This window comes from Streptomyces durmitorensis, from assembly GCF_023498005.1.
In the GTDB taxonomy this organism is placed as follows: domain Bacteria; phylum Actinomycetota; class Actinomycetes; order Streptomycetales; family Streptomycetaceae; genus Streptomyces; species Streptomyces durmitorensis.
On sequence record NZ_CP097289.1, the window covers coordinates 9092052 to 9114923 of the forward strand.

A 22872-nucleotide genomic window follows, 5' to 3' on the forward strand; every position below is an offset into this window, starting at 1 on the left:
AACAGCTGGGCTCTTCAGTGGGGCAGCACCTTGGCCGTCTCGCGCAGCCGCGCGTGCAGCCCCCGGTGAGTCTCACGCGCGGGCAGCCACTCCTTGCGGATCTTGGCTACGCACGTGTAGTTGGTGTCGCAGACATTGGCGAGCGGCGACTCGACGGTCTGCGTCGCGAACTGGTAGGCGTCGAGCTCGCTGAAGCCGTAATCGCGCACCAGCCATTGCACAAGGTCGAGTTGGGCTATTCGGAAGGCGTCCTCAAGGGGGCGTGCCGAGCCGGTGGAGATGATGTGGGTGTCTGACTCCAGACGCGGCCAGGGTGTGGGGATCCCCTTCAGGAGCTCGACGATCACGACTGTGTTCATGGCGCATTCGACGGCGACCCCGCAGGTCTCTCCCTCGCCCTGCCGTGCGTGTCCGTCGCCAAGGCTGAGGAGCGCGCCCTCTACATTCACCCCGAGGTAGCAGGTGACCCCGGCCCGCATCTCGGGAGTGTCCATGTTTCCGCCGTGCGCGTCGGGCACGAGCGCCGAGCGCACCTCCAGATTGGCCGGTGCGACGCCGACCGTCCCGTGCATCGGATCCATCGGCAGCGCGATCTCGAAGTCACCGTCCCGCGCGCTGAATTGCGCGGTGCGCCGGTCCCGGTCGAGCTGCCATATCCACACGGTCTCGGGCAGCGGCGGCTGGAGCGATGCGGTGGTGTGGGTGGAGGTGAGCGCCCCGAAGAGGGGAACGGTGGTGGACGCCGCCCAGTCGCGAGCCGGTTCGATCGACACGAAGTGCACGGCGACGGTGTCGCCCGGCTCCGCGCCCTCGATGTGGAAGGGCCCGGTCTGTGGATTCAGGAACGGGAACTGGCAGACCTCGGACACCAGGTCCTTCTCGGAGCGTACGTTCCCCGCGAAACAGTCCTCCGTGTACAGATCGAGGACCGCGCCCGGAGCGATCCGCGCCACGGGCGGCGCGCCACCGAACGTCCACGCATACTCGCCCGGTTCGGGCCGGACGGTCAGGATCCGAGGCTGGTTCATGGCAGGGCTGCTCCGATCTACCGATCTACCGATCTATCGCACTGTCGCTCTGTTGCGCTGTGGGGGACAGGGGACCTTTGTGCGGGCCGATGCCTCAGCGACGCAGCCCAGGATGGCTTGCCCCCGACACCTGAATCCCCCGAACCACGAGGACACGAAACCGCCGCCAGGGCGATGGTGTCTCGCCTCAATTACGTTACGGCGAAGGTCGGTTGAGCCGGAAGGGCGCGACCTGAATCTGTGTATAGCACCGTGACTGTGGATAACCCGGCCACCCTTGAGGGGGACCAGGGGACCAGGGGATCAGGGGACCTCAGGGGTGGGGGAGAGGAGGGGACGGAGGGAGCGGAGGGCGGCCCAGCCGTACTCAGCCCCAAGCAGCGGCACCCACAGCGGACTGCCTCTCGGCGCGGTCGCGCGCCGCCGCAGCTTGAGCCGTGTCTCCGAGCCGGTCGGCCAGCCGGGCACGGGCTCGCCAGTTGTAGGGGCAGATGGGACGCAGGTTGATGCGCTCGCTGAGCAAGGTGCGTGCCAGGTCGTGCCGGCCGGAGCGGATGGCGGCCTCCACCAGCGTGCGCTGGATGGCGTCGCGCTGTGCGTGGCTGCCGCCGAAGGAATTGAGGCGGTAGCGGATCGGGGCGAGCAGCTCGACCACGCGGCTGTACTGCCGCTGCCGGTAGGCGATGAGGGCGCGGCACACCGGGATCCCGACCTCGCGCGTCATCGCGTGGTTCGACACCGCGGGGTCGGTCCGGGCGAGCCATTGCTCGCGGTCCTTCACCAGCCGCTCGGCATCGGAGAGCCGCCCGGCCCCCGCGTACGCCATCACGGCATGGACGTCGTTGAAGGCGTAGTAGGCGCCGGCCTCACGCCCGGCCCATGCCTGGGCGAGTGCCGCCCAGCGGGACTCGACGTCGATGTCGGCGAGGAGCAGCCGCCACAACAGGGCGGAGGCGTCCAGGAGCTCCATGGCGATGGCCTGCGACGCCTCGTTGTGGAGGGTGTTGTCGTAGACGCCGAGGACCCTCTCGATGCTCCCCGCCTCCAGTGCGTACAGGGCGTAGTGCCACGCGTTGTGGACGGAGAGGTAGTTGCCGTCGGCCCAGTCCCCGGTCCGCGCGTCCAGATAGCGGATCCCTTGGTCGAACAGCCCGCGCATCTCGTAGGTGTGGACGACCGCATGGATGCCCCACACATCCCGCGGGTGACGCTCGACCGCTCGCAGACCGATCTCCTCGGCGTGGTCGTAGTGCCCGGCCTCTTCAAGCCCGAAGGCGTACATCCCCAGCAGCGGGCCGGAGTGCGGGTCGTCACCGTCCCACGCGGAGAGCGCGCCACCGATCCGGTCACGCAGCCGCTGCGCGTCGCCCGTGAAGAAGTCGATCTGGTGACCGACGGCGAGGGCGAGGGCATCGCGAGGGAACCCGGTGCTGATCTCGCCGAGGATGTCGCCGGCACGCAGCATGTCCCCGTCCAGCCACGCCTCGGCCGCAGCCGCGTGCATTTTCTCGCGCGGTGAAAGCCCGGCAAGATCGGCTGAGTCCCGGAAGGCCCTGAAGGACTGCCGGGCCGCGGCCGCCTCCTTCTCCTCGGTGCCGAGAAGCCCGAGATACGCAGCGAAGACGTGCGCCATCGCGGAATCGGGGGACGCAGTCACCATGGCCTGCGCCTCGTCGGCAACCTCTCCACGGAAGAACAACAGCGCGTCAAGCGCCCGCTCGTAGTGGCGCGCGGCTTCGTTGCTGGTGTCGCTCAGGACGTGGGCATGCCGGTCCCTTTCCATCGCTGTCCTCATTCCCGTCGGCTCTGTGGCGATCTGCCCAGTCTCGCGATTCTGCCCGCGCGATACGAGGGCGACGCTCGGTTCACGGGAACTACATGACGACATATTGGTGCGATGCACTCCGATTGGTGCGATGTACTCCGGCGGTCATTGGCACGCAGAGCCGCACGGCTTCCGCGTCCGCCGCGATGGGCGCGAACGCCGCCAGCCCGTGCTCAGCTGGCCCACTACCGCGGCATTCGGGCACGCAGAGCCAGGACGGCCCACTCGAACACCGGCGCCAGACTCTCCGGTGCGGGCCACCCGTTGATCACCGCGAGCAGCGTCAGATAGCGGTCCCTGCGGGGATCGTCCATGGTCTCCAAGCGGGCCACCAGGCGTCGCCGGAGGGCGGTGTCGTCGGGGAGACCGATGATGTGCGCGTAGTGCGCCGCGAGTGCCGTGACGATGGGGTCGGCCTCGGACGAGGTGGGACCGATGCCTGCCGCCAGGGCCGGGGTGACCTGCGAGCGGAGAACCTCGGCGAGGGTGCGGGGCAGGCCGGTGCTGCCGTCCGGGGCGCGGTCGGCCGCCATATCTCTGGCCATCCCTCGCATGGTGGTGCGGAACCCCTGGTCCTGGAACAGCTCGGCCAGCTCCACCCATGCCTCGACCTGTTCGGCCTCGGGATTGTCGGGCAGCTCGGGAGTGAGGGAGCGGGTGACCGCCGCGAAGGCAGGATGGTCGTACAGGCCGTCGAAAACGGCACTCAGGAAGTCGTCGATCAGACGTTGGCGTTCGTCCTCGGAGAGCTTGGCGAGCTTGTGCATGAGATCCAACTCCTCTGGGGTGGACCCGCGCTTGGCCACCGCTGTCAGGACCGCGCGCCTCAGGCGCAGCACACGGATCTGCACCTCCAGTGCGTCCGCGTGCGCCGCTGCGACCTCGGGGAGTGAGATCTCCCGGTCCACCACCTTCCGGATCGTGGGAAGGTCAAGGCCCAGGTCGCGCAGGGTGCGTACGAGGTCGAGGCGGGCGACGGCATCGGTGCCGTACAGGCGGTAGCCGGCCGGGCTGCGGTCGGCGGGCGGCACGATCCCCGCGTCGGAGTAGAACCGGACGGTCTTGACCGTCAGGCCGGTCCGCCGGGCCAGATCACCGATCGAGTAGAGCGTGTCGCCGTTCATGCCTCCACCTTCACGTCTCCCCCTACTGGAGACTCAAGCCTCGTCACCCACGGGGACGGGCCACAGGACTTACTGTGCATCCGAGGGCTCCAGGGCGGCGAGCAGGTGCCGGATCGTGGGGGACAGCGGCCCCGGCCGCATGGCGAGGCTGACGGTCGAGCGTGCGCCGAACAGCGGCCGGAAGGCGATGCGGCGGGCTGGTGGCAGCTCTCCCACGAGGTCGAAGACCGTCCAGGACTCCGCGCCGCTCGCGGAGTCCGTGGCGATCTCCGTCAGGGTCTCCTGCAAGGTGGTGAAGTGCGGGCCGGCCGGCACATCGGTGCCGGAGGCCCGCAGTAACCCCGTCACCAGGTCGTGAAACGCGGGATTGCGCTCTCGCGGCGCCAACCGCAGCGGCAGGCCCGCGAGATCGGCCGGCTCGAGACGGGGCAGAGCTGCCAGCGGATGCGTCGCGGGCAACGCGACGATCAGCGGATCGTCCCAGACAGGCACCGCCGCCAGGCCCGGCAACGGTCCGTCACCCCGGACGAGCGCGGCATCCAACTCCCCGCTCCGTAGTGCGTCGATACGCCGCTCGCGGGCTTCTTGGACCAGACGGACCCGAAGCCCCGGCACTTGTTCCGCGAGCACGTCGAGGGCCGGGTGCACGCGCTCTGCGAACGCGCGGGCGGTGCCGAGCCGCAGCACACCCTCCCCACCGGAGACGATTTCCGCGGCCACATGACCCACACGGGCAGCGGCTGCGAGCGCGGCCCGCGCCTCTGGCAGCAGCCGCTCCCCAGCCGCTGTCAGGCCCACGCGACGGGTGGTCCGGTCGAAGAGGCGTAGGCCCAACTCCCGCTCGAGACGGGCGATCTGCTGGCTCACCGAGGCCTGTACGACGTGCAGCCGCCCGGCCGCCCGGCCGAAGCCGCCCTCGTCCGCGACCGCCACGAAGTAGTCGAGTTGCCGAAGCTCCACAGTGGTCGCCGCCCCTCCCGCATTCAGTCCGAATTCCGCGCATTCATCAGCGCAAGTGATCACTGTCTTCGTGAACGGCTTCTTGGACGTGCTGTGTTCCCGCGATGGACTGGTCCTCACGACCACCACGGCCGCCGTGATCCTCACGACCATCACGATCCGCACGGCCACCACGATGTTCATGGCACTCGAAGGAGTACGACATGCCTCGCACCCCGCCCGCCCTGATCGTCCACGAAGGGGACGCGGAGAAAGTGCCCTTGCCCGGAGGAGGCCAATTCCAGTTGCTCGAGGACAGTCGAGCGACCGACGGGCTCCTGGGGGCCAACCGGCTCGCGCTGCCCTCCGGCGCCGACGGCACGCGCCCGCACCACCATCGCCTGTCCACCGAGCTCTTCTATGTGCTGGGCGGCACCATGGAGTTCCTGCTCGACGGTGCTCCGACCGCTGTCGGCGCGGGTGGTCTGGTCGTGGTGCCGCCCGGCGTAGTGCACGCCTTCGGAGCTTCTGCCGGCGGCCCGGCGGAGTTCTTCGCTGTTCTCACTCCGGGAATCGAGCGGTTCGGCTATTTCCGTCAGTTGGGGCGCATCGCGCGGGGTGAGGCGGCATGGGACAGCATGGATGAGCTGCACGACACGTACGACGTGCATTTCGTCGGGGGACCGCAGTGGCGTTGACAGGGCGATGTGGTCATACGTCGGTGTCGCGCACGAGGCGCCGCCGGGTTGCGGGACGCGGTCAGCAGCGCGGGCGGAGGCGATAATCCCGGCGACGTGGAGGGTAGTCCGGGATACTGGTCGCCCATGGATGAGGTCAAGGTCGTCGTCGCCCATTCCGAGCGTGCGACGCTGCGCGTCGGCGACGTGTTCCTGAAGGTGGACGCCGATCAGGCACGCATCGACATCGAGGTCGATGCGATGGCCCTGGCGCCGGTCCCGACTCCGGAGATCCTGTGGCGCAAGCCGCCCGTACTCGCGATCGCCGCGGTCCCGGGGAGGACGCTGGGCCGCCTCGGCGAGCCGTCGACCGCGTCGCCGACGGCGTGGGCAGCTGCGGGTGCCGCCATCCGGAAACTGCACGACGCGCCGTTGCCGCCCCGGCCCGGCCGAGCCGGCCGGGACCTCGCCGAGGTGGCGGCGGATCTCGACGGCGAGTGCGAGTGGCTCGTGACGCACGACGTCCTGCCCGCCGACCTGGTCACCCGCAACCGCCAGGTCGCCGAGGCGGCGCTCGCGCCGTGGACTCCGGCGTTCACGCACGGCGACCTGCAGATCGCTCACGTGTTCGCCGACGATGACGAGATCACGGGCATCATCGACTGGTCCGAGGCGGGCCAGGGCGATGCCCTGTACGACCTCGCCACCTTGACGCTCGGACAGGAGGAGCACATCGGTGACGTCGTCGCCGGCTATGGCACCGACGTCGACCTCGACGTGATCCAAGCGTGGTGGTCGTTGCGCAGCCTGCTGGGGGTTCGCTGGCTGGTCGAGCACGGCTTCGACCCGTTCGCGCCGGGCTGTGAGGTCGACGTGCTGAGATCCCGGATGTGAGGCTGCGCGGGCCTGACCGCCACGAGTGCTGTCTGGTGCCGCGCCGAGCGATCTGCCAGTTGGACGACGTCCCTGCGGTTGCCGACGGCGGTGATCGCGACGAGCGGGATGCCGTGCGCCTCGACGGCGATCAGGTGGAGCTTGCTGGCGCCCATGCCCCGGTCCACCGGGGGCGGACCAGTGCCCGGCCCGTCAGGAGCCGAGAGCGGCCGCACCCGCGGGGTCATCGAGGACCGCCCGTATCGCCGAGTGCGCGGCCCCCAGCAAAGGGCCGTCGGAACCCAGCCCGGAGACAGCGACGTCGCACGTCGTACCCGCCGTGCGGCGCCCCAACTCGGCCTCCAGGGACGGCAGCAGCCACGGCGCCAGCCGGGACAGGGCTCCGCCGAGCACCACCGAGCGCGGATCCAGCAGATTCACCGCACCGGTGAGCGCGATGCCCAGGGCGGCCCCGGCGCCGTGCAGCGCTCTACGTACGTCCTCGTCGCCCTGCGCGGCGCGCTCCGCAAGGAGCCCGACGCGGTCCGCCCCCGGGGAGAAGCCTGCCGCGCGCAACACCGCCTCCTCGCCCGCGTACTGCTCCAGGCAGCCGCGGCCGCCGCACGGGCAGGCCGGGCCGTCCGGCCACACCGGCACATGCCCCAACTCGCCTGCGAAGCCGCGTGTCCCGCGCAGCAGCCGCCCGTCGACGACCAGCGCGGCGCCGATGCCGATCTCCGCCGAGACGTGCAGGAAGTCCTGGGGCACCTCGTCGCCGAGCCACAGCTCGGCCAGTGCGCCGAAGTTGGCCTCGTTGTCCACGGTCAGCGGCAGCCCGCCGGGCAGCAGTGCGCCCAGGTCGACGTCGTGCCAGTCGAGGTTGGGGGCGCGGACCACCGTCGCCGTGCCGCGCGAGACGAGGCCCGGTACGGCGACCGCCAGTCCCGCCGGGCGCAGTCCGGCGAGGTGGGCTTCGTCGCTCACCTGCCGTACCAGAGCGATGAGTTCCTTCACGACGGGTTGGGGGGCGCGCCCCCGGTTGTCGCCCTGTCGCACGGCACGCGCGCGTACCTCGCCGCGCAGGTCCACCGCACAGACCGAGAGATGGTCGACGCCCACCTCGGCGCCGATGCCGACCGGTCCGCTTCTGCTGACCGCGAGCGCGGAGCCGGGGCGGCCCACCTTGCTGGGGCGCTCGGGGCCCAGCTCGTCCAGGAGCCCGGAGCGGATCAGCTCGTCCACCAGGGTGGAGACGGCGGCTCGCGTCAGACCGATCCGGGTGGCCACGGCGGCACGGGACAGCGGCCCGTGCGCCGCGACGGCGTGCATGACGCGGGAGAGGTTGCGGCGTCGCATCCCCTGCTGGGTGTCGGGCAGCCGGGCTCCGGACGTGCCCTGGCGCGCGTCGTGCGGTGGTGCGGTCATGCCCCCGTCAGTCCCTGTTCTTCCGTCCTCATGGCCGTGCGTCCTCGTGGCCCGCGCTGCCGAGCAGCGGCGCCGCGTCGGAGACTACCCCGGCGATCCGGGCGAGCGCCGATTCGTCCCGCTCCACAGGGGGCAGCACGGGCCCCTCGGCCGTACCCCAGCGGCGCGCGACGGCCGCCGGGTCCTCGCCGGTCAGGATGCCGGCGGCCTGTGCGGCTGCGCCGAGTGCGACCAGTTCCCGGGCCTCGGGCACCTGAACGGGGCGTCCGGAAAGCCGCCGCACGGTGTCCTGCCAGGCCGTGCCGCGCGCCCCGCCGCCGATGAGCAGGAGCGGAGCCGAACGGTCCGCGTCCGCTTCCAAGACCAGATCAAGGGCGCCGAGCAGCGAGTGCACGGCTCCGTCGTAGGCCGCCTGCAGCAGCTGCCCGGCAGTCGTGTCGTGCCGCAGCCCGTGCAGCAGCCCCGAGGCGTGCGGCAGGTCAGGAGTGCGCTCGCCGTCCAGATAGGGCAGCAGGGTGACGGAGCTGCCCGCCTCCACCGCCTCACGGTCCAGGCTCAGCAGGGCGGCCACCCGGTCCACGGCCTGGGTGCAGTTGAGGGTGCAGGCCAGCGGCAGCCAGTCGCCGCGCGCGTCGGCGAAGCCCGCCACCGTTCCCGTCGGGTCCGCGGGGCGCCGCCTGGAGACCGCGTAGACGGTGCCCGACGTGCCCAGGCTCAGGACCGGGGTGCCGGGGCGCAGGCCGAGTCCGAGTGCCGCTGCCGCGTTGTCGCCGGTTCCGGGGGCGACCAGCGTGCCCTTGGAGAAGGGCAGTTCGCCGCTTCCGCGGACGGTGCCCGCGACCTCGCCGGGCCGGACCACCCGTGGGAGCAGCTCGGGGTCCAGGCCCACGAGGCCCAGGATCTCCTCGTCGTACGCCTCCGTCCCCGACGCCCACCACCCCGTCCCGGAGGCGTCGCCCCGGTCGGTCGTGCCGGATCCCGTGAGGCGTTCGGTGAGGTAGTCGTGGGGGAGTCGCACGGCCGCGGTGGCACGGGCGGCCTCGGGCTCGTGCTCGCTGAGCCAGGCCCACTTGGTCACGGTGAAGGAGGGCCCCGGCACGCTGCCGACGCGCTCGGCCCACGCCTTCGGGCCCCCCAGGCGGTCCACCAAGGTGCGGGCCTGTCCCGCCGAGCGCACGTCGTTCCACAGCAGCGCGGGCCGCACCGGCCTGGACCGCGCGTCCAGCGTGACGAGCCCGTGCTGCTGGCCGCCGACCGCTACCGCGGCAACCTCACGCGCCGCGCTGCCGCACTGTTCCAGCGCCGCGCACAGGGCGTTCCACCACTCCTCGGGGTCGCTCTCGCGGGCAACCCCCGAGCTGACGCTGTGCGGGGCCTGACCAGAGGCCACCACCCTGCCCGTGGCGGCGTCGACGACCAGGACCTTGGTGGACTGCGTGGAGCTGTCCACGCCGACGACGAGGGGCCCGTCGGCTGCTGGTGCTGATGACATCGGGGGTCTCCGTTCCCGCGGCTCTTTCCGGGCTCGCCCGGACTTCTTTCCGTCCGACCTTCCCAGGGATGCCTCCGGATACTAATTTGTTAATCGCCATGACGAAATAGTCGCGGCAGCCGCACATGAGCGGGCATGCAGCCATGCCCGGGTCGGCCACGCAGTCGTGCACCAGTCATCCAGGGAGCCGCACATGACGTACCAGCCCACTCCTGAGGACAAGTTCACCTTCGGCCTGTGGACCGTCGGCTGGCAGGGAAGGGACCCGTTCGGGGACGCGACGAGGGCGGCCATCGACCCGGCCGACTCCGTGCGTCACCTGGCTGAACTGGGTGCCTACGGAGTGACCTTCCACGACGACGACCTGATCCCCTTCGGCGCCTCGGACACCGAGCGCGAGTCGCACATCAAGCGCTTCCGGCAGGCGCTCGACGCGACGGGCCTCGTGGTGCCGATGGCGACCACGAACCTCTTCACGCACCCCGTCTTCAAGGACGGGGCGTTCACGGCCAACGACCGGGACGTACGCCGTTACGCGCTGCGCAAGACGATCCGCAACATCGACCTCGCGGTGGAACTGGGCGCCCGCACCTACGTCGCCTGGGGCGGCAGGGAAGGCGCGGAGTCCGGTGCGGCGAAGGACGTGCGCGTCGCTCTCGACCGCATGAAGGAAGCCTTCGACCTGCTCGGCGACTACGTGACGGAGCAGGGATACGACCTGCGCTTCGCGATCGAGCCCAAGCCGAACGAGCCGCGCGGCGACATCCTGCTGCCCACCGTCGGGCACGCCCTCGCCTTCATCGAGCGCCTGGAGCGTTCCGACCTGTTCGGCGTCAACCCCGAAGTGGGCCACGAGCAGATGGCCGGCCTCAACTTCCCGCACTCCATCGCCCAGGCCCTGTGGGCGGGCAAGCTGTTCCACATCGACCTCAACGGCCAGACCGGCATCAAGTACGACCAGGACCTGCGCTTCGGGGCGGGCGATCTGCGGAGCGCCTTCTGGCTGGTCGACCTCCTGGAGAGGGGTGGTTACGAAGGGCCGCGGCACTTCGACTTCAAGCCCCCGCGTACGGAGGACTACGCGGGCGTGTGGGCGTCGGCGTCCGGCTGCATGCGCAACTACCTGATCCTTCGGGAGCGTTCGGCCGCCTTCCGCGCCGATCCGGAGGTCCAGGAAGCCCTGCGCGCCTCCCGTCTGGACGAGCTGTCCCTGCCGACCGCCGAAGACGGTCTCTCCGGGCTGCTCGCCGACCGCGCTGCCTTCGAGGACTTCGACGTGAAGGCCGCCGCGGACCGTGGCATGGCCTTCGAGCACCTCGACCAGCTGGCCATGGATCATCTCCTGGGGGTGCGGGGCTGACCGCAGGCTCCTGCTCCGGAGGCATCAACTTCCGCACAGGGGTCGCATCTTGACCCTTTCGAGGCGACTCTTGACGGTATGGCCATGCCGCCCGTACCGCCGCAGCCTCCCCCTCCGCCGGGTGACGGACCCCCTCCGGGTGATGGCGGCTTCGGCCCGCCCGGAGGAGGGTACGGTCCGCCTCCGGGCGGCGGGTACGGGCCACCACCGGGCGACGGGGGCTGGCCTCCCGCGGGTGGCGGCATGCCCCCTGGAGGCGGCGGCGTACCGCCTGGAGGAGGCGGGTGGCCGCCTCAGCCGCCGCCGGGAGGGCCGTCCGGACGGCGGGGCGGGCTGTTCGTCCTGCTCGCCGTGATCGTCGCGATCGGAGCCGTCGTCGCGGTGGTCCTGGTGGCCACCAGCGGTGACGGCTCCGGCGACAAGAAGGGCCCCTCCGAGACCAGCGAGAGCTCGGACGGCAAGCCCACTCCGTCGCTGAGCATCCCGTCGGAGATCCCCTCCGAGCTGCCGACGGAGGTGCCGTCGAACCTGCCGAGCGGCCTGCCCTCGGACCTCCCCAGCGGCTTGCCGAGCGATCTGCCAAGTGGTGACCTGCCGAGCGATCTGGACTCCCTGATCCCGTCACGCGCGGACAACGAAGTGCCCTACTACTTCTTGCGGGTGGGCGTCACCAAGCCACTGCCCTGACCGGCTGACCGGCTGACCGGCACGTCGGACGCGGGGACAGCGCGCTCAGAGACCCTTCGGCAGCCGTACGTACGTCACCGTGGTCTCCACATCGCTGTCCACGAGCCGGCCGTCCTTGTCGAATGCCTCCGCCCCGTCTGTCATCCCGAAGTCGTTGTCGTTGATCAGGGCGAGGGTACGGCTGTTCACGCGGGCCACGCCCTCGATCTTGTCGGGCACACCGTCGATGGCGCCCAGGTCGATCAGGAGACGCTTCTTCAGGACGGGCACTCCAGAGCCCGCCGGATCGTCGAGCTGCTCCAAGGAGGGCTTCGTGGCGGCGTCGTCCCACCGCTCGCCGAGGATGTCGGAGCGGCGGTCCAGTTTCACCGTCTGCAGCCGCGCTGCCTTGTCGGTGCGCTCCTCGACGAGGAGCCGGTCGCGCCCGACGGCCACCACGGAGGAGATCTTCAGCTCGGACGTGTCGTCCTCGCCCGGGTCGACGACATCAACCGCGTCGAAGCGGTACGCGTACTCGGCGGTGACCGCCTGCTTCTTCGGCGAGAAGCGCAGCAGCCGCGTCGTCCGCGAGGCGTCGCCCATGTCCTCGTCCGGGAGGGACAGCGGGCTCTGGACCGCCATCACCAGGTCCCCACCGGGGAGTTGAGCGAGCCCCTCGAAGCCGCGATTGCCCTTGCGGTGCAGCAGAACGCCCGGCAGCGCCTCCACGACCGGGTAGCCGGCGCCCGACAGCTTCAGGCCCTTGGGGACATAGCGCTTGAGCACCTTCCCGCGCGCCGAGACATGGACGAGCGAGGGACCGTACTCGTCGACCAGCCAGAAGCTGCCGTCGTGCGACCGCACGATGCCCTCGGTGTCCAGGCCGTTCGGGTTGTAGGTCAGCGCTGTCTTCGCGTCGTAGGTGTACGGCGCCTCATCGCGTCCCTCCTGGTTGGACAAGCCCGTGACGGGCTTCCCGGAGGAGGTCGTCAGTGGGAGTGCGTCGATGACCTTCACGGTGTCACCGGAAACGCGGATCTTCACGATCGCGGGGTCGAAACCGGGAACGGGGAAGGTACGTCGCTTCTTGCCGTCCACCTTGATCTGGCCGTTGGGCCCCCGGTCGGTGACCGTCCAGAACTCGCCCTTGCGGCCCGCAGGATAGATGTCGCTGCCGATGCCGCCGAGATCCACACCGCGGTCGTCGCTCACCGTCCCGGGCAGCAGGGAGTTACTGAACGTGCCCAGAGGGACATCGCCGAGCGTCGCCGTCGACGTGATGCGGGGCAACTTCTCCTTGTCGCCGGTCGGGGCGCCCGTGGCGGTCCCGGTCACCGCGATCGCGGCGAGCACGACGAAGGGCACACCCACGGCGACGGAACGGCGGACGCGACGCTTACGTGCGGCGTGCGGGGACATGGGTGCCTCCTGGGGCGCGAGTGTTCGGTGACAGCGATCAGACTTCGCCGTCGCCGCGAACACAGGGAGGCAGAGAGGTGAACGGGAGGGGGCGTGCTGACGGCGCCTCCCGCGAGGGGCAGGAGGCGCCGCCGTCACCCGCAGGTCGGTCAGCGGTAGTTGGGCACCTGGCCTCTGTCCTCCCCTTCGCCTGGATCACGCTGACGCACTCAATTCACTCCGGGGCCCTGCGGGTCGGGGGCGTCCAGTCGCGGTCGGCACCCCCGGAACCGGTGTGATCCACACTCGCGGATGACATGCCCGCGCTCAATCGCTGGTCAGGGGGAGTGCGCGCGCCAGTGTTCCCGGCGCGTGCGTGGGAGGCATGGATACGCCGGTGGCCGCCGTGTGCGTTCCGGCCAGGCGGCGTGCTTCGGTGGCGTGAACGCGCCGGGCGGGCTGTTTCGGGCGTGAACACTTCCGGGCGGACTCGGACTCGGACACGGACGCGGATGCGGACACGGGCACCCACGCGTATGCGGACACGCGGACGCGGTCGCGCGCGGGTCGCGCCTCTGGTCCGGTGCGGGCGCGGGGACGCCCGCACCCGCACCGGACCTGCCCGCCCTATTCGCCGCCTGTCACCACGGCCAGTGCCGTAGCGGGGTCGTGGGCCGCGGGGCCCGCCGGGGTCCAGCGGCCGCGCTCCTTGCGGTAGGGCCACCAGCGGCCGTCGGTCCCGTGCCGCAGCTGGGCGTCGCCGCCGACCACCGTCCAGCGATTGCGGACGGCGCGCAGCCGTGGCCGTTCACCGTCGTCCCAGGCCGCATCCAGCGCCGCACGCGCGCGTGCCAGTGCGTCCGCCTCAGGAGTCCACTCCTCCTCCAGGACGGACAGCGCGGCTGGACCTCCGTACTCCCAGGCCCGTACGGCCAGCGCGAGCCCGTCCCCGCCGCGCCCCGCCGCGGTCGCGAGGCGGACGGCCACCTGTGCCGCGGGAGCCGCGGCGGCGAGACGTACGGCATCCTCCTCCAGCGCCAATTCCTGTTCGACCGGATGCCGTTCGTGTCCGGTGGAGAGCGCCTCGGCCAGCATCCGGCGCGCCTCCACGGCCGCCTGAGCCGCCAGGAACTCGAGCGCCGCCACGTCGAGACCGGGCGCGGGCTCCGCCTCCGTGTCGAGCGAGGGCGGCAGACCCGGCTCAGGCGGCAGCGGAGGAAGTTCGGGCAGTGGGGGCAGGATGGCCCCCTCCGCGTACGCCTCGTCGGCGTCCACGCCCTCCTGGGCCACTTCCTGCTCCTGCGCGGGGGCCTCCTCGGCCTCGGCCTGCGCCACGCTGCGTACTTGCAGCTCATCCAGCAGCTCGCGCTCGGCACGGCCACGCATCAGGAACAGGACGAACGGATCCTGGTCGAGCAGCCGGGCCACCTGATAGCAGAGCGCGGCGGTGTGCCCGCAGTGGTCCCACGCGTCGCAGTCGCACTCCGGCTCCAGGTCGCCGATGCCGGGCAGGAGCTCGACACCCGCTGCCGCCGCGTCCTCCACCAGGTGCGGCGGCATCTCGCGGTCCAGGAGCGCCGCGATGTGCCCGGCACGCTCGACGGCCATGCCCAGGAAGCGGTCCCACTCGTCCTCGCTGAGCCGCTGCAGCAGTACGTCCGAGCGGCGCGGGGTGCCGTCACGGTCCTTGACGACCGCGGTGATCCGGCCAGGGCGCACCGAGACCGCCCCCACGGCTCCCGCGCGCGCCAGCCTGCGTCCGGCCTTCAGCTGCGCGAGGTCCAGCGCCGTGTCCTCGAGCGCCTTCAGCCAGGCCTGTCCCCACCAGCTCTGCGCGAAACCCCGCCCGTGCGCGGCCGGCAGCGCGGCGAAGGTGCGCTCGTGGTCGTACGCGCCCTCTCCATGACGGCTTTCCTCGTGTGTGTCGCCGTTCGACTCGTCGTACGTGTCGCTCATCGCGTCCCCCCTCGCAGCTCCACCAGATCCGACAGCTCGGCGTCGGTGAGTTCCGTCAGCGCGGCCTCGCCCGAGCCGAGGACCGAGTCCGCCAACTCCCGCTTGCGCAGCAGCATCTCGGCGATACGGTCCTCGATCGTCCCCTCCGCGATCAGCCGGTGCACCTGCACCGGCTGCGTCTGCCCGATGCGGTACGCCCGGTCGGTGGCCTGCGCCTCGACGGCAGGGTTCCACCAGCGGTCGTAGTGCACGACGTGCTCGGCCCGCGTCAGATTGAGGCCGGTGCCCGCGGCCTTCAACGACAGCAAGAAAACGGGTACTTCGCCGTCCTGGAAGCGCTCCACCATCGCTTCGCGCGCCGCGATGGGCGTCCCGCCGTGCAGGAACTGGGACGGGGTGCCGCGGGCCGCCAGGTGCTGCTCGATGAGGCGCGCCATCTGGACGTACTGCGTGAAGATGAGCACGCTCGCGTCTTCGGAGAGGATCGTGTCGAGCAACTCGTCCAAGAGTTCCAGCTTTCCGGAACGGCCCTCGATCCGCGGCTTGTCCTCCTTGAGGTACTGCGCGGGGTGGTTGCAGATCTGCTTGAGACCCGTGAGCAGCTTGACGATCAGACCCCGGCGGGCGAAGCCGTCGGCACCGGAGATCTCCGCGAGCGTCTCACGTACGACTGCTTCGTAGAGGCCCGTCTGCTCCGTGGTGAGGGAGACGGCCCGGTCGGTCTCCGTCTTGGGCGGCAGCTCGGGTGCGATGCCCGGGTCGGACTTGCGCCTGCGCAGCAGGAAGGGGCGCACCAGTTGGCCGAGCCGCTCGGCGGCTGCCGGGTCCGTGCCGCTTTCGACGGCCTGCGCGTAGCGGGTGCGGAAGGTGCCGAGCTTGCCGAGCAGGCCCGGTGTCGTCCAGTCGAGGATGGCCCACAGTTCGGAGAGATTGTTCTCCACGGGGGTGCCGGTGAGCGCCACGCGTGCGCGTGCCCCGATGGTGCGCAGCTGCTTTGCGGTGGCCGAGTAGGGGTTCTTGACGTGCTGGGCCTCGTCGGCGACGACCATCCCCCAAGGGGCCTGCGCCAGGCTGTCCGAGTCGAGGCGCATCGTGCCGTACGTGGTGAGCACGAACTCCCCGTCGGCGAGGTCCTCCAGGCTGCGCCGAGCGCCGTGGAAGCGGCGTACGGGGGTGCCTGGGGCGAACTTCTCGATTTCGCGCTGCCAGTTGCCCATGAGGGACGTGGGACAGACGACGAGGGTGGGTCCCGCGGACTCGCCGTCCGCCTGGCGGTGCAGATGCAGGGAGATGAGCGTGATCGTCTTGCCGAGGCCCATGTCGTCCGCGAGGCAGCCGCCCAGGCCCAGGGAGGTCATCCGGGCCAGCCAGTTCAGGCCGCGCAGCTGGTAGTCGCGCAGGTCCGCGGCGAGCGCTTCGGGCTGGCCGACGGGCTCCATGCCCTCGGGGTCCGCGAGGCGTTCGCGCAGCGTGGCGAGCCAGCCCGTCGGCTGGACGTCCACGCGACGCCCCGCCACTTCGGTCGTGCCCGTCAGAACGGCGCTCAGGGCGTCGATCGGCGTGACCTTGTGGTCCTGGTGTGCGCGAGCGCGCCGCGCCTCTTCGGGGTCGATGAGGACCCACTGGTCACGCAGGCGCACCACGGGGCGGTTGGCTTCGGCGAGGCGGTCGAGTTCCTCGCGGGACAGCGGCTGGTCGCCCAGCGCGAACCGCCAGTTGAAGGTGAGCAGCGCGTCCGCGGAGAGGTAGGACGGCGTGTCCGACGACGGCTTGTCCGGCTCCTTCGCCTCCTCGTCGGGCGGGCCGATGACCGCACGGGCGGTCAGATTGCGGGCAAGCTCCCTGGGCCAGTGCACCTCGACACCCGCGGTGGAGAGCATGCGGGACCCTTCACCCAGGAGCGAGGTGACCTCTTCGTCGGCGAGCTCGATCGCGTCGGGGACGGTGGCCGAGAGCAGCGGGGCGAGCGGCGGCCACGCGCGCGTGGCGCGACGCAGCGCGAGCAGGGCGTCCATCCGTGACCGCGGCCCGAAGGTCTGCCCCGAGGCGCCGGAGCCGGCCCACACCTCGGCCGCGTCCGCGACGAGCGAAGGGTCGCTGACGCTGTGCATCTGCAGCACGGCGCGGAACGGCAGCCGGGTCCCCTCGGGGGTGTCCGACACCAGGCCGGGCACCTCGACGCGCAGCGAGATGCGTACGCCGGCGTCGTGCCCTGCGGCGACATCGGTGGCCCAGGGGCGCTGCTCGGGGATGTGCTGAGGCTGCGGCGAGGCGAAGGCGGGGGCGCCCGCGGCCAGCGTCGCGGCGGGGGAGCGCGGCAGCGTGTCGGCCACCGCGTCGAGGAACTGACGCAGCAGCCGCTCGGGTTCGGGCAGCCGCAGGGGCTCGGAGTCGTCCAGCGGCAGGGCGTGCGCGGCAGGGGGCATCGCGGCGGCGAGGTCGCGCAGGCGGCGCAGGTCGTCGGCGCCCAGCGGTCCCGAGCGCCACGCGTCGTGATCGCTCGGCGTCAGCCCTGGCAACAGCAGCCCGCGCGCGGCGAGTTGCAGCGCGAGCACACCCGTCGCTCCCCAGAACGCGGCCGTCGGGTGAGCCCCCGCCGTGGCACGCGCGCGTGTCAGCACCGGGAGTGCCGCGCGCACCGGGAGTACCACCGCCGACACATCGCTGAGTTGCACTCCGCCGTCGCCGGGCACGGCGACGGTCAGCTCCTCGATGGCGCCGGCGGAGCAGGCGGGCGGTGCGTCACCCTCCGGGTTCCAGAAGGCGACCCGGCCCATGCGTGCCGGGTCGGCGGATACGAACAGCACAGAACAGCGGGACAGTTCAGAGATCTCGGAAGGTGACGCGGCAGGGGGCCTGGGCACGGCGATGGCGCATTCCTCAAACTTGACTACTAGGGTCGGAGTCGCCGAGGGTACAGCACACCTCGCGCAAGGCGGGAGCGATCAAGGAGTGATCCCCGTCACGCCCCTCCCGTGGTGTACTTAACCCCCCTTCCAGACGGTGCTGGCCCCCTTCCAAGACGGGTGAAGGCGCCATGGTTGCCCCAGGTCACCGGCTCATACGTTGTGTCGCGTCAGCCCGATCCAGTCAGAGACCGGAGACCTCACCATGTCCCAGGCCGCCGCCGCAGTCGCGGAGCGTTCCCCAGGCACCACCACAGGGCAGCCCGCCGGGAGCGATTTCGCGCCTCTCCTGCGCACCGTCAAGGAGCAGGGACTCCTGGGCCGCCGCACCGGCTGGTACGCCCGCACCATCGTGGTCAACACCGTGGCACTGGCCGCCGTGGCGACGGGCATGTTCCTCATCGGAGGCTCCTGGTGGGTGCTGCTCCTGGCACCCGTCCTGGCCGCACTGTGTGCCCGTACGGCATTCATAGGCCACGACGCGGGGCACTCCCAGATCACCGGCGACCGCCGCGTGAGCCGCACCATCGGCCTCATCCACGGCAATCTCCTCCTCGGCATGAGCTCGGCCTGGTGGAACGACAAGCACAACCGCCACCACGCCAACCCCAACCACCTCGACAAAGACCCCGACGTCGCCGCGAACATCCTCGTCTGGACCAGCAAGCAGGCCAAGGTCCGCCTCGGCTTCCGGCGCTGGCTCACCCGCAACCAGGCCTGGCTGTTCTTCCCGCTGACGCTTCTCCAGGGCGTCGCCATGAAGATCTACGGCTTCCAGGATCTGCGCCGCCAGGCCCCGCGCGAACGCGTGCTGGAGGGCCTCCTCCTGGTCGCCCACCTCGTCGGGTACGTGACGCTCCTGCTCGTCACCATGCCGGTGGGCCACGCCCTTGCCTTCGCCGCCATCCATCAGGCGCTCTTCGGACTGCACCTCGGACTGGCCTTCGCGCCGAACCACAAGGGCATGGAGATGCCCGACCCCGACGGCGAGCGCTGGGGCCACCTCAGCCGCCAGGTCCTCACCTCGCGCAACGTCCGCGGCAGCATGCTGACCGACTGGTTCCTGGGCGGACTCAACTACCAGATCGAGCACCACCTGTTCCCGAGCATGCCCCGCCCCAGCCTGCGACGCGCCCAGCCCCTGGTCCGCGCCCACTGCGCCGAGCTGGGCATGCCGTACACGGAGGCCGGATTCCTCGACTCCTACCGACAGGTACTGCGCCACATGTACGAGGTCGGCGAGCCGCTGAGGATCGAGTAGCCGCCCGGACACGCACCGCACCTCAGGGTTGTGTCAGGGTCGCTCCTCAGGGGTCTGTCAGGGGAGCAGACTGGAACCGTGGGCGGCCCGAGCCCGTTTCTCAAGACAGAGAGCGGCAACAGCCGCGAAGGAGGCGACGCACATGTCGAAGAACGCGAAGATCGCCGCAGGAGGTGTGGCGGCCGGCCTCATCCTGTTGATCTGGCTGCCCTGGTGGGCCGCCCTCCTGATCGTGCTCGGGGTCCCGGCCGCGGCCTATCTGACCCTCGACCCCGGACAGCGACGCAGGCTGCGCCGGGTCTCACGCAAGGAGATCGGCCACTGATCCGGCACCCCGGAGGGGCACCGAACCGGTGAGCGGACGCTCGACGCACAGGGGCTGACGGCTGCTCCGCTCGCGGTTTCGCCCAAGGCGGCTCCGCGAGCGGAAAACCCATTGCGCCCCAGCGCTGCGCCGGTGACCATGGCGCACATGACTTCCCGAAAGGAGGCCCAGCGATCCCTCGGTGATCGCTGATGGCCGCATACGAGGCGTCGCAGACGCCGTCCTCCCAGCCTCAGCCCACTCCCGAGCCGCTGACGTCGGCCTGGCTGAAGGCCCATTTCGACCCACTGCCCTTCCCGGCCCGCATGAGCGCACTGGCCCGCTATGCCCGCGCGCTCACCACGGACGCGTACGGAACACTCCGCGACGCCCTCGCCGCAGGTACCCCTGACGAGCGGCACACCGGCCTCTTCCTCGCCGTCACCCGGCGCGACCTCACCACCGTCGCCGAAGCCCTGACCGACCCCCTCCTGCGCCGTCGCGCACTCGCGGCCGCCATCCGGCTTCCCGTCCCGGAAGCAGCCCTGGAACAGCTCGCGTTGAGCGACATCAGAACGGCACGGCACGAGACGTACCGCGTCCTGCGCCTGAGCCGCCGGCACACCCTGGCCGCACGCCTGCTGCCCGAGGTTCACGAACGCTTCGGCGCCCGGGACGCCGCCCAGCTCCTGCCCGCCTGCCCCGCCGAGGCGGTTGACGCGTGGCTGCCCCGACTCGACCCACCCACAGGCGCGTTGAGCGCGCTGACCCGCGCCGCACCGATCGCCGTGGCCCGCCTGCTGGTCACCCGCGGCGAGAGCCGCGCCAACCGCGACCGCCACGGCTTCTCGGGCCGCCATCGCGCGGTCGCGAGCGTGGCCGCGGAACGCGACCCGGAGGCCGGACTGCTGCTCCTGGCGCGGGCGCCCGATCTTCTGACGCCACAAGCGGCACGCACACTGCTGCGCCATCCCGCCAGAGTCCTGGAGATCCTGCGCGCGGCCCCACCGAACCAGGACGGCTCTCCCCGTGAACTACGGCTCTCGGCCGGCGCGCTGCCGCCCGCCACGCGGCGTGCCCTGCGCGAACTCCCGCCCGCGGACCTGGTGGACCTCGCCCGTCGTTGCCCGGTGACGCAGCCGCGGCATCGCGGCCCGGGACGCCACGCCATCGAGCCCGACAGCCTGCTGATGATGCTCCCCGCCCCGGAACGCCGCCGCCTGGTGGAGGAACGCACCGCCCGCCGCCGCTCGGTGCGGAGCCTGCCCATAGCCACACTCACGGCCCTGGCCCCGGCCGACAGAGCGGCGCTCGTCACGCCCTGGGTGGAGCGCTGGTCACGTCAGGAGTGGACATCCAGCCGCCTGGCCGTCGCGCTCCCGCTCGCCCTGGGGGAACCGGTGCTGCGCGACATGGCCGGGCAGCACCGCGTCCACCAGCGCCTGATGGCCTGGCCCGCTCTACTCGCCTGCGCGGAACTAGAAGGCGACCCGCACGAGTTCGCGCGGATCGCCGGGGACTGCGAGCGGGCCTGGCACGACCAGGAGGAAGTACGCAGGGCCGCTCTCCAGCAGCTCGCGGGGGCGCCCCCGTATCTGCTCGCCGCGCTGCCCGACCGGGTCCTGCGCGACGCGGCGCTGACCACCGTCCAGTCCCGCGACTCGACCACCCACACGCTCGCAGCGGCGGAACAGCTGCTCCGCCGCGCAGCCGAGAGCGCAGCGGCGACCGGCAGGACCGACCGTGCCGCCCATGCCACGGAACTGCTCTGCCAGTTGGTGTCAGACCCGCGCTCCCGCCAGCCCGTCGCGCCGCTGCGCATCGGTGAGGAAGCGGCGCGTGCCATCTGGTCCGCGGCATCGCCGCACACACCGGTGCGCCCCGATCTCCGCATCGCCGTCGCGGAACTCCTCGCACCGCACCTCTCCACGCTGCCGGAACTCGACACTCTGGTGCGCGCCATGGTGTTGGAGTCCGACGACCCGGACGTCGCTGCCCGTGCGGCGGCCGCCTGGACGGGGCCGGCGGAGCTGCGGGAGCGGCGCAGCGCCGAACTGATCGGCTACGACGCATCGTTCGCAGCGGTGCCGATCATCCTGCGCACCGTCGTCACCCGGCGCACGGACCTGTTGGACTCCGTGCTGGTTGCCGCCCAAGAAGGGCTCACGGGCCGCGTACGGCCCCGAGCCACGGCCTGGGCCTCAGGGCTGCGCCCCGGCGTCACCGGCCGCTGGCTGCCCGCACAGCGCCGCGCGTGGGACGAACACCACGCGCGCGTGGCCGCCGATGAGCTTGCTCCGCTGCGCACTCGTGCCGACGCGGCAGCGCAGGTGCGTGAACCGGAGCTGCTCACGACACTCGCGCAGTCGGCGCCACAACCCATCGCCGCCGCGGCACTTGGCGCACTGGGCGACCTCCTCGGCACGGCCCACGACGGCGCACCGGCTGCCACCGAGTCACTGCTGGACTTCCTGCTCCGGCATGCCGCGACGGGCGGTGTCCGGGGGCGGGCGGCCATGGCATCCGTGCGCCGACTCCTGGAGGCGGTACCAGATCCGGAGGCAGTCGCCCTGCTCGCCCCCGTGGCCTGCGCGTCGGATGCCCCCGTCGGCTCGCGAAAGGAGGCTGTCCGAGCCCTTGGCGCGCTCACCGGTGACGCGGCGTTCGAAGTCCTGGTGGCGGCCTGGGACGCACCAGGGCAACACCGTGACGTACGTGCCGTCGTGGCGCGCCACCTCCTCGCCGCGATCGCCCGCCCCGCCATCGCCGACCGCCTGGTGAGGGCGGCCGACGAACCCGCCGTACGCGAAGCGGTGGTCCACGCGCGCGTGGGGCCCGTGAGCGAAGCCGCGGGGGAGCCCTACGCGAATTTCCTGGCCCGCCTGGTGAGGGAAGGCGACGAAGAGACCGTCGTCGCCGCGTGCCGCGCCCTGCCCGCCTGGTTCACACCGGAATCAGCCGACGCCCTGCGCGCCGTCGCCGACGTCGCCACGGACCCGGCGCGACGCCGAAGGGAGTGGGACGCGGCCGCACAGCAACTGGCCTGGTTCCCACTGGGGCCGGTCGGAGGGCCGATCCTGAGGGGCGTCATCCGAAGGCTCCAGGAGCTCGCCGGCACGCCGGATCCGCAGGCGAGAGCTGATGCGCTCCGTCGGCTCTCGGGCATCGGAGAGGCCTTGTGCGTCCGGCGAGGCACTGCCCAGACGCTGCTCATCGCCGACGCACTGGCCCTGTCGATGCATGCGGTGGGTCTGTACGCCGATGCGGCGGCCCTGGCATGGGACACGTCGCTGGCCGCCGTGCGCCACGGCGAGCACCACGCAGCGCGGTGGGAGCGGCTCCTGGAACTGGTCGAGGAACGCCCCGAACGGCTGCCCCTGGGAAGCGGGTTCCATCCGGAGGTCCCTACTCCACGCGCGCGTGCGGCACTGCTCTCCGCCGCCCGCTTGCTGCGCGAGCGCGGGACGCCGGTGGCCGGAGTGATGGCGCTCGCGCTCGTGCGCGCCGGCGGCCGGGCGACGTCGTGGGATGAGACCTGGCGCGCCGAACTGGTGGCCCTGCGCGACCATGCGGACCACGACACGGCGACGGCGGCTTTCCTCCTTGATCCCGAGCACGACCACTGACGGGGTGCGGTG

General features: G+C 71.4%; 16 protein-coding genes. 7 read left to right on the forward strand and 9 right to left on the reverse strand.

All coding sequences use genetic code 11. The features are described from left to right. Nucleotides 1–14: 14 nt before the first annotated feature. The 4 genes from M4V62_RS40230 to M4V62_RS40245 all read right to left on the reverse strand — a co-directional run bounded on the left by M4V62_RS40230 (nt 15) and on the right by M4V62_RS40245 (nt 5102). A complete protein-coding gene (locus M4V62_RS40230) occupies nt 15–1028 on the reverse strand; it encodes an acetamidase/formamidase family protein (protein ID WP_249592133.1) in 1014 nt (337 codons plus the stop codon). A gap of 367 nt (nt 1029–1395) precedes the next feature. Next, complete coding sequence (locus tag M4V62_RS40235) at nt 1396–2811, reverse strand: tetratricopeptide repeat protein (protein WP_249592134.1); 1416 nt, start codon at nt 2809–2811, stop codon at nt 1396–1398. 227 nt (nt 2812–3038) lie between these two features. Continuing rightward, nucleotides 3039–3977 carry a MerR family transcriptional regulator gene (locus M4V62_RS40240; RefSeq protein WP_249592135.1) on the reverse strand — a complete coding sequence of 313 codons (939 nt, stop codon included), beginning with the start codon at nt 3975–3977 and terminating at the stop codon, nt 3039–3041. A gap of 69 nt (nt 3978–4046) precedes the next feature. Next, nucleotides 4047–5102, reverse strand: coding sequence for a LysR family transcriptional regulator (locus tag M4V62_RS40245; RefSeq protein ID WP_249592136.1), 1056 nt, complete (start codon nt 5100–5102; stop codon nt 4047–4049). A 38-nt stretch (nt 5103–5140) separates the two neighbouring features. On the opposite strand from M4V62_RS40245, the gene M4V62_RS40250 reads away from it, so the two are divergent. Continuing rightward, nucleotides 5141–5614, forward strand: a complete 474-nt coding sequence (locus M4V62_RS40250; RefSeq protein WP_249592137.1) for a cupin domain-containing protein — start codon at nt 5141–5143, stop codon at nt 5612–5614. Between the two features lie 126 nt (nt 5615–5740). Further along, nucleotides 5741–6487 (forward strand): phosphotransferase family protein, encoded by a 747-nt coding sequence (locus tag M4V62_RS40255; RefSeq protein WP_249592138.1) that lies wholly within the window; start codon nt 5741–5743, stop codon nt 6485–6487. A gap of 192 nt (nt 6488–6679) precedes the next feature. On the opposite strand, the gene M4V62_RS40260 is transcribed toward M4V62_RS40255, so the two are convergent. Continuing rightward, complete coding sequence (locus M4V62_RS40260; protein ID WP_249592139.1) at nt 6680–7891, reverse strand: ROK family transcriptional regulator; 1212 nt, start codon at nt 7889–7891, stop codon at nt 6680–6682. Nucleotides 7892–7919: 28 nt separating this feature from the next. Continuing rightward, a complete protein-coding gene (gene xylB, locus M4V62_RS40265) occupies nt 7920–9383 on the reverse strand; it encodes a xylulokinase (protein WP_249592140.1) in 1464 nt (487 codons plus the stop codon). Nucleotides 9384–9576: 193 nt separating this feature from the next. Between xylB and xylA the strand changes: the two genes are divergently transcribed. Together xylA and M4V62_RS40275 are read left to right on the forward strand one after the other, a co-directional pair. Continuing rightward, entirely contained in the window at nt 9577–10743 is a 1167-nt protein-coding gene (xylA, locus tag M4V62_RS40270) for a xylose isomerase (protein ID WP_249592141.1), read from the forward strand. 351 nt (nt 10744–11094) lie between these two features. Beyond that, nucleotides 11095–11430, forward strand: coding sequence for a hypothetical protein (locus M4V62_RS40275; protein ID WP_249592142.1), 336 nt, complete (start codon nt 11095–11097; stop codon nt 11428–11430). Nucleotides 11431–11475: 45 nt separating this feature from the next. On the opposite strand, the gene M4V62_RS40280 is transcribed toward M4V62_RS40275, so the two are convergent. From M4V62_RS40280 to M4V62_RS40290, 3 genes are all read right to left on the reverse strand, one after another. After that, nucleotides 11476–12828 (reverse strand): esterase-like activity of phytase family protein, encoded by a 1353-nt coding sequence (locus M4V62_RS40280; RefSeq protein WP_249592143.1) that lies wholly within the window; start codon nt 12826–12828, stop codon nt 11476–11478. 606 nt (nt 12829–13434) lie between these two features. Beyond that, nucleotides 13435–14763 (reverse strand): SWIM zinc finger family protein, encoded by a 1329-nt coding sequence (locus M4V62_RS40285; protein ID WP_249592144.1) that lies wholly within the window; start codon nt 14761–14763, stop codon nt 13435–13437. Beyond that, entirely contained in the window at nt 14760–17627 is a 2868-nt protein-coding gene (locus tag M4V62_RS40290) for a DEAD/DEAH box helicase (RefSeq protein ID WP_249592145.1), read from the reverse strand. Before M4V62_RS40290 ends, M4V62_RS40285 begins: the two co-directional genes overlap by 4 nt. A gap of 247 nt (nt 17628–17874) precedes the next feature. Between M4V62_RS40290 and M4V62_RS40295 the strand changes: the two genes are divergently transcribed. From M4V62_RS40295 to M4V62_RS40305, 3 genes are all read left to right on the forward strand, one after another. Beyond that, nucleotides 17875–18930, forward strand: a complete 1056-nt coding sequence (locus M4V62_RS40295; RefSeq protein WP_249592146.1) for a fatty acid desaturase family protein — start codon at nt 17875–17877, stop codon at nt 18928–18930. Between the two features lie 142 nt (nt 18931–19072). Further along, entirely contained in the window at nt 19073–19255 is a 183-nt protein-coding gene (locus M4V62_RS40300) for a hypothetical protein (protein WP_249592147.1), read from the forward strand. Nucleotides 19256–19446: 191 nt separating this feature from the next. Then, a complete protein-coding gene (locus M4V62_RS40305; RefSeq protein ID WP_249592148.1) occupies nt 19447–22860 on the forward strand; it encodes a hypothetical protein in 3414 nt (1137 codons plus the stop codon). Nucleotides 22861–22872 lie beyond the last annotated feature (12 nt).

Excerpts from the sequence above, each read along its gene's own strand:
- xylA (WP_249592141.1), top strand. The coding sequence starts at position 9,577 with ATGACGTACCAGCCCACTCCTGAGGACAAGTTCACCTTCGGCCTGTGG.
- M4V62_RS40230 (WP_249592133.1), bottom strand. The coding sequence starts at position 1,028 with ATGAACCAGCCTCGGATCCTGACCGTCCGGCCCGAACCGGGCGAGTAT.
- M4V62_RS40260 (WP_249592139.1), bottom strand. The coding sequence starts at position 7,891 with ATGACCGCACCACCGCACGACGCGCGCCAGGGCACGTCCGGAGCCCGG.
- xylB (WP_249592140.1), bottom strand. The coding sequence starts at position 9,383 with ATGTCATCAGCACCAGCAGCCGACGGGCCCCTCGTCGTCGGCGTGGAC.
- M4V62_RS40295 (WP_249592146.1), top strand. The coding sequence starts at position 17,875 with ATGTCCCAGGCCGCCGCCGCAGTCGCGGAGCGTTCCCCAGGCACCACC.
- M4V62_RS40240 (WP_249592135.1), bottom strand. The coding sequence starts at position 3,977 with ATGAACGGCGACACGCTCTACTCGATCGGTGATCTGGCCCGGCGGACC.
- M4V62_RS40255 (WP_249592138.1), top strand. The coding sequence starts at position 5,741 with ATGGATGAGGTCAAGGTCGTCGTCGCCCATTCCGAGCGTGCGACGCTG.
- M4V62_RS40305 (WP_249592148.1), top strand. The coding sequence starts at position 19,447 with ATGGCCGCATACGAGGCGTCGCAGACGCCGTCCTCCCAGCCTCAGCCC.
- M4V62_RS40300 (WP_249592147.1), top strand. The coding sequence starts at position 19,073 with ATGTCGAAGAACGCGAAGATCGCCGCAGGAGGTGTGGCGGCCGGCCTC.
- M4V62_RS40250 (WP_249592137.1), top strand. The coding sequence starts at position 5,141 with ATGCCTCGCACCCCGCCCGCCCTGATCGTCCACGAAGGGGACGCGGAG.
- M4V62_RS40285 (WP_249592144.1), bottom strand. The coding sequence starts at position 14,763 with ATGAGCGACACGTACGACGAGTCGAACGGCGACACACACGAGGAAAGC.
- M4V62_RS40280 (WP_249592143.1), bottom strand. The coding sequence starts at position 12,828 with ATGTCCCCGCACGCCGCACGTAAGCGTCGCGTCCGCCGTTCCGTCGCC.
- M4V62_RS40235 (WP_249592134.1), bottom strand. The coding sequence starts at position 2,811 with ATGGAAAGGGACCGGCATGCCCACGTCCTGAGCGACACCAGCAACGAA.